A 12,592-nucleotide genomic window follows, 5' to 3' on the forward strand; every position below is an offset into this window, starting at 1 on the left:
AAATATTCATTTATTCTATCTACTTTTAATCGATGTCTTCTCACCATATTGTAAGGGAAAAGCAGGAGCCGGCATTATTGGTGCTGGGGCTTGCTCATTTTCCGGAAGAGTTACTTGGCCAGTTGCTGGAATGGAGCCCAACGGTGATAACCACACCCGATACCGCCGAAAAGCTAAACATGCTGGGCATCAAGGTTGACTGGGTGATCAGCAATAACCGGGATGAGGGATTGGTACAATCGGATGTTAAACTGATGGTTCCGGGCGATAATACATTGGCAACAACGGCATTAAATTACCTGATAGCCAACCATTACCCTGCTGTAAACGTAATAATGGATGAACCGGTATTGGATGAAATGCAAAACTATACCGGCAAAATTGACCTGGTGATATTTCAGGGAGATCAAAAAATTTATACTGTGAGTTCCGGTTTTAGCAAGTGGAAACCGGCAGGCGAGGAAATAAGGGTGCTAAACAGTACAAAAGCGCTAAACTATACGGGCCTGGAACAAACCGGACCGGATAGTTTCAGAACTGTAGAAGATGGTTTTTTTACCCTGAGCTTTGAACAGCCCTTTTTATGGCTTGCAGAAGGGCTGGATTAGGTCAGAAAAGTGTATAATTGAGCTGTTTTTACAGCAAACTACTATATTGGTGTACTTTTTGTTAAATATAATTAAATACGCGTTAAACCGTTTAATCATTTATTAGTCTATATACCTATACCAGCAAAGAATACCGGGTTGGTTAGTTAAAAATTTTTCATCATGAAACGCACATATAAAAAATTATTCACACTTGCTTTAGGAGCTCTGTTGAGTTCATCTTTAGCGTTTACTGCCAGTGCACAGCATAGGAGCAGCGGAGGCGGTGGTGGCGGCTCAAGATCATCTGGCGGTGGCGGCGGCGGTGGAGGTTTCTCCCGCCCATCTGGTGGTGGAGCCAGTTTTTCACGTCCATCATTTAATGGTGGTGCGCAACGGTCGGCGATAGCTGCGCCACAGCGTACCTATGGCAGCAGTGGTTTTGCTTCACGTGGCAGCGTTACAGCAGCGCCTCAGCGTACTTATGGTACTGCGCAGCGTACTAGTGGCAATGCTGCTATAGCGCCTAGTCGTACAAGTGGTGGAGTGGCTACACGCACCTATGGTTACGGAACCCGTGGATATGCCAGTGTGAGCAGAAATGCATACGCCGGTGGCCGTGGTACCTATTACAGAACTGCCGGTGGTAGTGGTTATGCCCGTGGTGGGTATTCCAGTTATCGTTACGGTGGCCGTGGTGGTTACTTTGGTAATCATTACTGGTATCCATACCGTAACTACTATAACTCATACTATTTGCCAAGATTGGGCTTTAGCATAGGATTTTTACCTTACGGATACTACCCATTTTTCTGGGGCGATTATCAGTACTACTATAGCGATGGTTTATACTACCAACAGATCAATGATCAATATACTGTAGTTGAGCCACCTGTAGGTGCCGAGATCAAACAGCTGCCAAAAGATGCGCAGTCAATAATGATCAATGGCGAACAGTATTACGAATCAAACGGTGTTTACTATCAGCCAATTACTAAAGACGACGGAACCGCCACTTATGTAATTGCCGGTAAAGACGGTGAATTAAATACTGACCAGGGTGGTAATGGTGATGTTCAGCAAGCACCTCAAATAGGTGATATGGTTGGTCAGTTACCGCAAGACAGCAGGAAAATAAAGATCAACGGCGAAAAATTGTATGTATCTCCTGATGGTTATTACTACCAGGAAACTACCGACAATAATGGTAACAAAGCCTACAAAATTGTAGGTACACCATCCGATGATCCTGCCGATCAGAACTAATTGCAAGGGATATAAAATACCTTAAATAGCATATAACGGGCTGCTTCTTAACTGGGGCAGCCCGTTTTTTTATAATTTCAGGGAACACTAGGGCGGTAAAAATGTTATAGAAACTAATATACGCTACACTATTAACCCTGATATGATAAAATATATAGCTGGTCTGTTTTTTGTCCTATTACTGCAGATGTCCTATAACGTCTATGCAGGTGCTCCCAAAGAAGCCTTAAAATTATACAAGGCCAATAATCCCAACGTACAATATGTTGGTCGCGTTGATTTTGCAAACCCCTTGAAACCCAGGATGTGGTCACCGGGTGTTTATATCAAATTTCGCTACGACGGCAAAAAATGTGAACTGCTGATTAATGATGAAGTATTGTATGGCAAAAGTCACAATTACCTGGAGATAGCTATTGATAATAATACACCTTACCGGGTGCAAACTACGGGTAAAGCCAATGTGATCATGATAGGGGAAGAGCTTGCCGACGGCGAACATACAGTTGTTATTTGCAAAGACACCGAATCGCAGATTGGTTATATTGATTTTGTAGGTATGCGATGCGCTAAGCTTCTGCCACCGCCGGCTCAGCCAGCACGTAAAATTGAATATATCGGCGATTCTATGACCAGCGGGGCTGGCATGGATCAATCCATCACTCCATGTGGTAAAGGCGAATGGTACGATCAGCATAATGCCTATATGAGCTACGGACCGCGTACCTCTCGAAATCTGAACGCGCAATGGCAGCTTACTTCGGTTGCCGGTATTGGTATGGCTCATAGTTGTTGTAATATGAATATCACCATGCCCCTGGTATTTGATAAGATTTTTCTGCGCAATGACTCCATCGCCTGGAACTTTAAGCATTACCAGCCCGATGTAGTAACTGTTTGCCTGGGGCAAAATGACGGCCTGGGCGATTCTACCCGCTATTGTGACATCTATACCAAGTTTATTAAAACAGTAAGACAGAAGTACCCGGCGGCGGATATTGTATGTTTAAGCAGCCCCATGGCCGACGAAAAGCTATCAGCAGCATTACAAAATTACCTTACCGCTATTACCGCCGAGGTTAATAACAGCGGCGATAAAAAGGTATATAAATATTTCTTTTCCAGGCGATATTATCAGGGCTGTGGTACTCACCCGGATATGAAAGAACATGAATTTATTGCCGACGAATTAACTTCCTATCTGAAGCAGCTTAAGGGCTGGTGATTTTCATCAGCGTAATTTTGTTTTTAATGGTGATGAAGCTATCCTGAGCCGGTTTACTAACACCGGTTTGCGAACCTTGGCTCATGATGGTTTAAAATAAAAAAAACCTTTCATGGTTTTTGACTATTGTTATTATATACCAATTAATAAAATAGCTATGAAGAATCATGATCACCAGCAGTTAATTCAGAAGCTGTTTAATTGCGTGCTGGCTTGCGAACATTGTGCCAATGCCTGTTTGCGTGAAGAGGATGTAAAAATGATGACCCAATGCATCAGGCTCGACAGAGATTGCGCCGATATATGCGGGCAGGCAGCCCTGCTATTACAACGGGACTCGCCTATTGCCTATCAGTACCTGGTTATATGCGAGGAAATATGCCGGCTTTGCGCCGATGAATGCGGCAAGCATAATAACGACCATTGCCGCCAATGCGCCGAAACCTGTTTGGCCTGCGCCGGGGCTTGCCACCAGCATCACGAGCCTGTAACACAGGATTAAGTAAAAAGACCCATCACAGTTGGGTGATGGGCCTTTTTATTATACAAGCGTTAATTAATCCTTTTTCACAAATACGCCGTTTTCATCAAAAATAAGGTCGCCGCCTTTGATCTCCGTTTCGTAAAATGTTTTTCCCGCAGCGTCGGTAACTTTACCGGCTTCTTTAATCTTTGCTCCTTTATAATGTATGCTCACGTAAGGCGCGATACTTTTAGGGAGATCAGTAATGGGTATGGCCTTTACAATTTCTACAAAGGCACCTGTAGGTGTAAATACGGCCGAATTATCTTCGCCCGACTTGCCGCCCCAATTGGCTTCGTAGTTGCCTTTTTCTTTTTCCCAGTTTACTTTACTTGCCGCAGGGTACTTTGATGCTAATGCTGATTTAACAGCAACAGGTACATCTTTTGGCTTCAGGTCCTGGGCCAACGCGGCAGTAGCTATAAAGCCAAAGCCCATCAGCAGTGATAATGTTTTTTTCATGATATTTTTGCTTTATACAAGTATAAAATATCAAGCTGTAGAAAAACTGGCGGCTTTTTGAGGGAAATCTCTAAAGAAATACTTATAAGCTGTTACTCGTAACTGTGCCGCTCAAAATCATAGTCAGATTGTGAGGTTATGATCTTCTTTCGCCGCTCAATATCGGTACCCACGGAGTGATCATAAATATTATCAGTAACCGTATTTTCCCGTTCTTTATCCCGTTCTGCGAAATGAATATTGGCTTCGGCAGTTTTTGCTATGGCCACGTCATAAGGTCCCTTGGGCGACATCAGTTTTACAAATACCGGTAAACACTCAAACAGGATAAACAGGTAGCCTATAAATGATATGGCCAGGTATGTATCCAGGTCGCGAGTGCCGTTCTCGTTATAGGTTAGCTGCCCCAGGGCCCAGTTACGGTCGCTAAAGCCTGCAATATTGGTTAGGCTATCCAGCTGATGTTCGGTGAAAAGGCGGGTACTGTTCAGTCCCTCGTAGTCTTTTCGGGCGGCCAGGTATTGGTCCATCTGGCCTAAATTTTGGGTTACCTCCTTCAGGCGGCTTTCTTTTTCTTCCAGCACGGCCTGTTTTTGCTTGGCATAGGTGCCGTAGCCGGTGATGCCCGACGTTTGGTTGGTTTTATCGCCAAAAACCTCCTGGTTAAGCTGATAGCGCGAGCGGTTGATATCCTTTTCCAACGAATCCTTTTCCTTTTTCAGATCGCCGTTTTTGCCCATCTCCATCGCGTATTTTTGCTGATAGGTTTTTTCGAGGGTGTCAATTTTGCGGTGCTGGCCTTTCAGGTAAGCTGTTTTCAATTTTTGGCGGATCTCTTTGTCAAATATCTTGAGCTCCAATGGGCGCGAAATAACCACACCTATCATTATCGCCAATAAAATACGCGGCGAGGCTTGCAATATCTGCTGATTGGTGCTGCCTTCTTTGTTGATGCTGGATACGATGTACCTGTCCATGTTAAAAATGGCGGTACCCCACAGCAAGCCAAATAAGATGGCAAAGCCTACGGCAAAGGCATCTCCGTTAAAAACAAAGTACATAGCATAGCCGCCAGATAGTGATGCGAATAATGCCGTGAAAAATATGGTGGCGCCAATGCCTACATATTTATTATGTTCAATAGGATATTTTTTTAGGGTATCAATATGCGCTCCTGAACAAAACCAGAAAAAGCGTGTTACTTTTTTCATCTATTATGATCCATTTTATGGACGATCGTGTTGGGTTAATGTAAACCTTTTCAGCGCTCATCTCTTTTTTTACTGCACGTAAACGTAATAAAACACAAATACTGTGCAATATTATACATAAAACGCACTTAGACATCGATTGTTACAAAAATCGGGCTTAATTATTTGATATAGAAAAAAAGCTACCTTTGGATTATAATTTTATTTAACATGAACGAGATAACCGTACAGGAACTAAAAGAAAAACTGGACAAAGGCGAAGATTTTCAACTGATTGACGTAAGGGAAGAGTTTGAATATGAAACCTCAAACCTGGGCGGACAATTAATACCGCTTGGCGGCATTTTAATTGAAGCCGACAAAGTAAGTAAAGATAAACCCGTAGTGGTAATGTGCCGCAGCGGTAAGCGCAGCGCGGCAGCCATTATGCAGCTACAGCAGTTAGGCTATAGCAACCTGACTAATTTACACGGTGGTATCCTGGCCTGGGCTGCCGAAATTGATCCTACACTTAACGTATATTAATTATGGCCCTTAAGTTAGTGCTTAATGTATTGTACACTATAGGCATTGTATTATGCCTGTTTGTTGCATACCAGGCTAATACGGCAAAAAACTTTACCCTTTTGGGTGCGGCCATATTGGTTGCCGGGGTAGTTATTGTATTAAAAATAAGACTGTTAAAAGACGTAAGGAACTCGCAAAAAAAGCAGTAACTTCATTGCATGTTTATAGCAATTTTGGGAGTTATTGTGCTCGTTGTGGGTATAGTGCTCAAACGTTCACCCGAACCTGCAGGCCGCTTTAGCGGCACAGCAAGCGTTATAGGATTAGTCATAGTAGCCGTTGGCCTGTTGCTATCCATATTTAAAGTAATTGAGCCTGGTAAAGTGGGTGTGCAAACCCTTTTTGGTAAGGTGCAGGATCATGTACTCGAGAGCGGTTTGCACATCATTAACCCCTTGGTTGATATCACCACATTTGATATACAAACCCAAACGTATACCATGAGCGCTGTAAGCAATGAGGGCCAGAAGGAAGGCGACGATGCCATCCGGGTGCTGTCGAGCGATGGGCTGGAGGTTACTATCGATCTTTCTGTATTATATAAAGTAAGCGCAGACAGGGCCCCTTTTATTCTTCAGAATATTGGAGTGGATTATCTGGATAAGATTGTTCGCCCGGTATCCCGAACGGCTATACGCGACAATGCGGTTAATTATGCCGCCGTTGATCTGTACTCCACCAAACGACAGGAATTTCAGGATAAAATAAACCGTTACATAACAGCCAATTTTGCCAAGCGCGGCCTGGAGCTACAGCAGATCCTGGTCCGCAATATTACCCTGCCCGCCTCGGTAAGGGCCAGTATCGAATCAAAGATCAATGCCGAACAGGACGCCCAGAAAATGCAGTTTGTGCTGCAAAAGGAACGCCAGGAAGCCGAACGTAAACGCGTAGAGGCCCAGGGTATAGCCGATTATCAAAAGATCCTTTCAACCGGATTATCAGACAAGCAACTTCAATACGAAGCTATTAAGGCCCAAAAAGAGATCGCTTTATCGCCCAACGCCAAAGTGATCATTATTGGCGGTAAGGGTAATCCTATTATGCTGAGCGATAAGTAATACCTGAACAATCTGGTCATTTTGTTAAAAAAGTGGGTTTACATGTAAACCCACTTTTTTAGACATAAATTCGCATAATCTGTTGATTGTTAATTATATAGCTTCATGTAAACCGTAAAAAGTGTAAACCCATGTAAACCATGCAGCACAAAGTATTCAATGTCATTTTCCTGAGTATATTGCTGTGATTTTATAATATCTTCGGGCATGAAATTATCAGTATCAGACCAGAACACCGGCGGCGATCTGTTGCTGCACCATAACGAACCGCAGCTCGACCGCTTGTTTTACACACGCGATTACGACTATAAATATTTTACCATAGCCTGGAACCGGGGCGGCAAACAAACCGTAACCATTGATGGCGTGGCCCATGATTTTATGCCAAATACCGTACTGCCGCTCATGTTTAACCAGTCGTTTTATTTTGAAAATCCCAACGATGTGGTGGCCTGGCAGTTTAACCGCGAATTTTATTGCATTGTTGACCATGATACCGAAGTAAGCTGCGTTGGCTTTTTGTTTGGGATGAATGATAATGTATTCATCGACCTGGATCCGGATACGCAGCGAAAATTGAAAGTACTGCTGGATGTATTTATTGAGGAACTGAATACCAAGGACGATATCCAGACCGATTTGCTCATCATGCTGCTGAAACGGCTTATTATCATGATCACCCGGCTGGCCCGTGCTGGTACTTTCCCAGATGTAAAATTGAACGACGACCGTTTTCACATCCTGCGCAAATTTAATTTACTGGTTGAGATGAACTTCCGCGAACAACACAGTGTGAGTTATTATGCAGGGAGGTTAAATAAATCGCCCAAGACCTTATCCAACCTTTTCGCACTGTACAATCATAAAACGCCCATCCAGATCATCCAGGAGCGGATATTGATAGAGGCTAAACGCCTGTTATTTTATACCGATAAATCGGCCAAGCAAATTACCTATGAACTGGGTTTTGATGACGCGGCCTATTTCAGTAATTTCTTTAAAAAGCATACCTCTTTATCACCGTCGGAATTCAGAAATAGCAAGAAAATGGTAGCGTAGGGAAATAATTACAAGTTGTCGGGAAGTATACTCATTCCGCAGGTGCAATAGTTGATGCACCTTTGTATCGTTGATTCAAACAACAAACATCAACACACACGACAATGAAAACTCAAACTCTGAAAAATGCATTAAAAACAAGCTTAGCTGCCTCAGCTATTATTTTATCAACTATTATTGGTTCAGCCCCTAAAGCCGAAGCCCAAACCGTAAAAAATATAGTATTGGTGCATGGCGCCTTTGCCGATGGATCTGGCTATAAAGGTGTTTATGATATCCTGACTAAAAAAGGTTATAATGTAACTGTTGTTCAAAACCCATTAACATCTCTTAAAGATGATGTGGATGCTACCAATCGTGTTATCGAAAAACAAGACGGGCCTGTAATATTGGTTGGTCACTCATGGGGTGGTACCGTAATTACCGAAGCCGGTACAAACCCTAAAGTAAAAGCACTGGTTTATATAGCCGCTTTTGCTCCTGATAATGGCGAAACTACTTTAAAACTGGTTCAATCATTACCAGCCGCCCCAGAAAACGGCATATTGCCTCCGGACGAAAAAGGCTTTGTTTATTTTAGCAAAGAAAAATTCCACGCTGGTTTTGCTGCCGACCTGAGCAAAGAAGTAGCCGACTTTATGTATGCTTCACAAGGCCCTATTGCAGCACAAGGTTTTGTAGCCCCAATTACCGAAGCCGCCTGGAAAACCAAACCAAGCTATGGTATAGTAGCCACTGAAGATAAAGCCATTAACCCCGATATTGAACGTAACATGTACAAACGTGCCGGCGCCAAAGTAACCGAAATAAAAGCCAGTCACGTGGTATTCATTTCACACCCGGATGCTGTTGCCAAAGTAATTATTGATGCGGCAAATAATGTCAAATAATTCTTAGGATCATAAACGTAAAATGCCGCATACCTTAGGGTACGCGGCATTTTACGTTAGATAAGCGCAGGAACTAAAGGCAACCGGAATGTTCAGCCAATATGCCCGATCTCCTGTTGCTGCTCCTGTAATTGTATTGTTGCGTCAGGCGCTTTTTTTACAGCGTCTTTTGTTGATGAAGGTAGCAGATACAGCATCATCGCTACTATAAAAAGACAAACAATACCAGCCACAAGGCCATAGTTTAAAGCTTTGAAGTAATTAGGATGCAAGCGGCCACCATCTATCACACTATAAAATATACCACCTAAAATGCTAATGCCTAATGCCGAGGCTGTTTGCTGAAAAGTGGAGAATACTCCGGCAGCCACGCCTGCGAATTTAGAGGGAATACTTTTTAAAGCTATAGTAAGTAAAGATGGAAGCACCAGCCCATTACCCAAACCATACAAACCAATGACCAGGTTTACACACCAGCCACTAACCGGAGCTTTAAAAAAGCAGATCATTAATATAAAAGAGATCAGTATAAGCAATAGCCCCGCTTGTAACACCCATTTCCCAAACTGCACAATTATTTTTGAGGCAACTACCGATGATATCATGAACAAGATAGCATGCAGAATAAAATACATACCGCAGTTTAAAGCAGATAGCCCAAGTCCGTTTTGCAGGTATACGGCGCTCATCAGCAAAAACGCTGTATGCATCATAAAGTGAAATAATACAGCCAGCAAACCGATATTGAACTCGCGGATCTTAAACAACGAAATATCAATAAGGAGCTGTTTGTTATGTTGCAGTTTGTTTTTTTGATCGCGGATAAAAAAAGCGAACGTGCATACTGAACCAATAATCAGCGCGATGCTCCATAAAGGCCATCCGGCTTCACGTCCCTGGGTGAGGGGATAAATGAGGCAAATGAGACCAACGGTCAGGATGGCGGCTCCCTGGTAATCGAAGGCGTTTTTTGTTTCTTTTGGGGTTTCGTGAAGAAACTTTCTGATGGCCCATAATGCTGCAATACCAACAGGCAGGTTGATGAAAAAGATAAGTCGCCAGCCAGCTATCATAAAATGGGTGCCAACCAGATATCCGCCCAGTATTTGCCCTATGATGGCGGCAATGCTCAGCGTAATACCATACCAACCAATGGCTTTAGCCCGCTCTTTTTGGTCGGTAAATAAAACCTGTATGAGCGCTATGGATTGCGGAACCATGATAGAGGAGCTTACTCCCTGAAAAAAACGGGTAATATTCAACTGTAAGGCTGTTTGTGCCAGACCGCAGAGGCAAGAGGTGAGTGTAAAACAAAACATGCCCCAGAAAAATACTTTTCGCCGGCCAAGATAATCGCCGGTGCGGCCACCTGTAATTAAAAAAGACGCGCTCCCTAATAGGTATCCGGCTATTACCAGTTGTACTTCACCGTCTGTTGCTTGTACCCCGGCTTTAATAGCAGGTATGGCCATATTGATGATAAAAATATCAATAACATATAGTAGAGGCGCGGTTAAAATAACAAGCAGCGCAAGCCATTTGGAGATGCTTTTCGTTTCCATTAGTGTAAAAAATTAATTTAAGATGTATTGGATTTTTGGCCGACTGGTTAGCGGTTTGCCTTTTCCAGATTAAGCAGCCATTGCTTTCGCCATATGCCGCCACCGTACCCGGTAAGGCTGCCATTTTCGCCAATTATACGATGGCAGGGGATAATGATGGAGATTCGGTTCATGCCATTCGCGTTGGCTACAGCACGTACAGCTTCTGGTTTGTGCAAAGTGATAGCCTGATCTTTGCAGGAGCGGGTAACTCCATAAGGTATTTTTTGCAGGATATCCCATACGGAGCGTTGAAAGTCGGTGCCGGGAGTAAACAGCGGAACGGTGAAATCTTTCCTTCGGCTCTCAAAATATTCGTCCAGCTCCAGTTTTAATTGATCAAAATGTTTGTTTTCTCCTTGTATAATATTGGCATTTAGGTTTTTTGCCAGGGCCTTTAACTCGGTTTCGAGCATTTTACGATCGGTGAATTCCAGCAGGCAAATACCTTGTTCTGTGGCGCAGGCAAACATGGTGCCCAATGGTGTTTCGAGCCGGGTAATGTTGATCACCTGTTTGTTTTTGCTTTTAGCGGGCGATACCCCGAAAACAGATTTAAATGAATCATTAAAGCCGCTTAACGATTCATAGCCAGCTTCAAAGGCGACGGCTGTTACCAGCTCGCCATTCTGTATTTTTTTAAAGGCCGAATTAATGCGGAACATGCGCTGATAGGCATGAAAGGTAATGCCATGGTTTTTCAGGAACCAACGCCGTATTTTGCTGGGTTCTATCCCGCGCCGTACCAAATCCCAGTCTTTAAATTTCAGTGAAGGATCGGCGCTTAATTCCTGTAATATTTCTTTGATATCCTCTGGCGTTTCACCCATTTTTTCAAGCGGGGAGCATACTTTACAAGGTCTGTATCCGCTTAAGATGGCTTCTTTGGTAGTTTTAAAAAACTCTACGTTCTCTTCCTTCGGTTTCCGTGCCGTGCAGGTTGGCCGGCAAAATATCCCGGTTGTTTTAACCGCTGCAATAAAGGTACCTTCGTAAGCAACATCTTTATCAACAAGGGCTTTATACATGATCTCGTCTGTCAGCATCTTTCTTTTTTTATCAAAGATAGGGCTTGCCCATCACGTACTGCAACCGAAAAATTGACAAGTATTTTTTACTTTCTAAAATCTTATGCCTAAGCCCGCATCATGATTCAATATATACTTACCATCCGCAAAATCGGGCATCTGGTATGGGTTGTTGCTTACCAGGAAAGGGCCATCCAGATCAACCCAATCGCTTTGGGGGGCAAGGGCCAGACCTGCCAGTGCGGCGCAACTGGTTTCTGTCATGCAGCCTATCATAATTTTGAGGTCGAGTTCACGGGCTCTTTTGATCATGAGGGTTGCTTCGTAAAGACCTGCCGATTTCATGAGCTTGATATTGATGCCGGTATAAACGCCATTGGCTTTATCCACATCCTCAAAACGCTGTACGGCCTCATCTCCAATAATGGGGATGGGGCTGCGTTCGGTGAGCCAGGCATTGCTGTCCGGGTCGGTTTTGAGCATGGGTTGTTCTATCAGTTGTACGCCTTGTTCCTGTAACCAGTAGGTCATGTCGAGGCTTTGTTGCAGGTTTGTCCAGCCCTGGTTGGCATCTACATAAAGAGGCACATCGGTCACCGAGCGTATGGTGCTGATGAGTTCTTTGTCGTTATCCTTACCCAGTTTTACTTTGATCACCTTGAAACCTTCAGCCTCTTTTACTTTTTTGATGATCATTTCGGGTGTATCGATACCGATGGTAAAACTGGTCACCGGCATTTTTGCAGGGTCGCTGCCCAGTAGTTGCCAGCAGGGTTGTTGTTTGATCTTCCCATCCAGGTCATGCAGGGCAATATCAATAGCGGCTTTAATGGCTGGGTTGCCCGGAGCTATGCTGTCCAGGTAATTGATCACCGCGCCAAAATCAATGGGATAACTGATCCGGCTGATATCAACCTTACTCAAAAAAGCGGTAGCGGTTTCATGGCTTTCGCCCATATAGGGCACCATAGATGCTTCACCATACCCGGTATAACCTTCGTGCTTAATTTGCACCAGCATAATAGGGGTAGAGGTACGCGAAAACTTAGCTATGGTAAAAGCGTGTTTGAGTTGCAGTTCAAAGGGTTGATATGTCAGTTCCATGTTTCTTA

Annotated in this window: 14 protein-coding genes; 9 read left to right on the forward strand and 5 right to left on the reverse strand. The window is 43.7% G+C overall.

Going from position 1 to position 12,592, the window contains the following annotated elements; translation table 11 throughout:
* The first annotated feature begins 32 nt into the window (after window positions 1-32).
* The 4 genes from ACTJKG_RS04475 (at window position 33) to ACTJKG_RS04490 (ending at window position 3,580) form a co-directional block, all read left to right on the forward strand.
* Complete coding sequence (locus tag ACTJKG_RS04475) at window positions 33-608, forward strand: thiamine diphosphokinase (protein WP_440738468.1); 576 nt, start codon at window positions 33-35, stop codon at window positions 606-608.
* Between the two features lie 162 nt (window positions 609-770).
* The gene (locus ACTJKG_RS04480; RefSeq protein WP_440738469.1) at window positions 771-1,853 is read left to right on the forward strand and encodes a DUF6515 family protein; all 1,083 of its coding nucleotides are present in this window, start codon (window positions 771-773) and stop codon (window positions 1,851-1,853) included.
* Between the two features lie 142 nt (window positions 1,854-1,995).
* A complete protein-coding gene (locus ACTJKG_RS04485) occupies window positions 1,996-3,078 on the forward strand; it encodes a GDSL-type esterase/lipase family protein (protein WP_440738470.1) in 1,083 nt (360 codons plus the stop codon).
* A gap of 157 nt (window positions 3,079-3,235) precedes the next feature.
* Window positions 3,236-3,580, forward strand: a complete 345-nt coding sequence (locus tag ACTJKG_RS04490) for a four-helix bundle copper-binding protein (RefSeq protein ID WP_440738471.1) — start codon at window positions 3,236-3,238, stop codon at window positions 3,578-3,580.
* A gap of 54 nt (window positions 3,581-3,634) precedes the next feature.
* Here the strand turns inward: ACTJKG_RS04490 and ACTJKG_RS04495 are convergent, their stop codons facing one another.
* Both ACTJKG_RS04495 and ACTJKG_RS04500 read right to left on the reverse strand, forming a co-directional pair.
* Window positions 3,635-4,063, reverse strand: coding sequence for a PepSY-like domain-containing protein (locus tag ACTJKG_RS04495; RefSeq protein WP_440738472.1), 429 nt, complete (start codon window positions 4,061-4,063; stop codon window positions 3,635-3,637).
* Window positions 4,064-4,155: 92 nt separating this feature from the next.
* Window positions 4,156-5,274: a DUF4407 domain-containing protein gene (locus ACTJKG_RS04500; RefSeq protein ID WP_166095059.1), complete on the reverse strand. Its 1,119-nt coding sequence runs from the start codon at window positions 5,272-5,274 to the stop codon at window positions 4,156-4,158.
* Between the two features lie 210 nt (window positions 5,275-5,484).
* Between ACTJKG_RS04500 and ACTJKG_RS04505 the strand changes: the two genes are divergently transcribed.
* The 5 genes from ACTJKG_RS04505 (at window position 5,485) to ACTJKG_RS04525 (ending at window position 8,851) form a co-directional block, all read left to right on the forward strand.
* Window positions 5,485-5,799 (forward strand): rhodanese-like domain-containing protein, encoded by a 315-nt coding sequence (locus tag ACTJKG_RS04505; protein WP_172334036.1) that lies wholly within the window; start codon window positions 5,485-5,487, stop codon window positions 5,797-5,799.
* Between the two features lie 2 nt (window positions 5,800-5,801).
* On the forward strand, window positions 5,802-5,990 hold the full coding sequence (locus ACTJKG_RS04510; protein ID WP_172334035.1) for a DUF6358 family protein: 189 nt from the start codon (window positions 5,802-5,804) through the stop codon (window positions 5,988-5,990).
* A gap of 9 nt (window positions 5,991-5,999) precedes the next feature.
* On the forward strand, window positions 6,000-6,902 hold the full coding sequence (locus ACTJKG_RS04515) for a prohibitin family protein (RefSeq protein ID WP_440738473.1): 903 nt from the start codon (window positions 6,000-6,002) through the stop codon (window positions 6,900-6,902).
* A gap of 207 nt (window positions 6,903-7,109) precedes the next feature.
* Entirely contained in the window at window positions 7,110-7,961 is an 852-nt protein-coding gene (locus tag ACTJKG_RS04520; protein ID WP_172334033.1) for a helix-turn-helix domain-containing protein, read from the forward strand.
* Between the two features lie 104 nt (window positions 7,962-8,065).
* Window positions 8,066-8,851 carry an alpha/beta hydrolase gene (locus ACTJKG_RS04525; protein WP_172334032.1) on the forward strand — a complete coding sequence of 262 codons (786 nt, stop codon included), beginning with the start codon at window positions 8,066-8,068 and terminating at the stop codon, window positions 8,849-8,851.
* A 92-nt stretch (window positions 8,852-8,943) separates the two neighbouring features.
* On the opposite strand, the gene ACTJKG_RS04530 is transcribed toward ACTJKG_RS04525, so the two are convergent.
* The 3 genes from ACTJKG_RS04530 to ACTJKG_RS04540 form a co-directional block, all read right to left on the reverse strand.
* Entirely contained in the window at window positions 8,944-10,413 is a 1,470-nt protein-coding gene (locus ACTJKG_RS04530; protein WP_440738474.1) for an MFS transporter, read from the reverse strand.
* Window positions 10,414-10,460: 47 nt separating this feature from the next.
* Window positions 10,461-11,498 carry a bifunctional transcriptional activator/DNA repair enzyme AdaA gene (locus tag ACTJKG_RS04535; protein ID WP_440738475.1) on the reverse strand — a complete coding sequence of 346 codons (1,038 nt, stop codon included), beginning with the start codon at window positions 11,496-11,498 and terminating at the stop codon, window positions 10,461-10,463.
* Window positions 11,499-11,573: 75 nt separating this feature from the next.
* Window positions 11,574-12,584 (reverse strand): dipeptide epimerase, encoded by a 1,011-nt coding sequence (locus ACTJKG_RS04540; RefSeq protein WP_440738476.1) that lies wholly within the window; start codon window positions 12,582-12,584, stop codon window positions 11,574-11,576.
* Between the last annotated feature and the right edge of the window lie 8 nt (window positions 12,585-12,592).

It is taken from the genome of Mucilaginibacter sp. 22184 (assembly GCF_052045695.1).
GTDB lineage: Bacteria > Bacteroidota > Bacteroidia > Sphingobacteriales > Sphingobacteriaceae > Mucilaginibacter.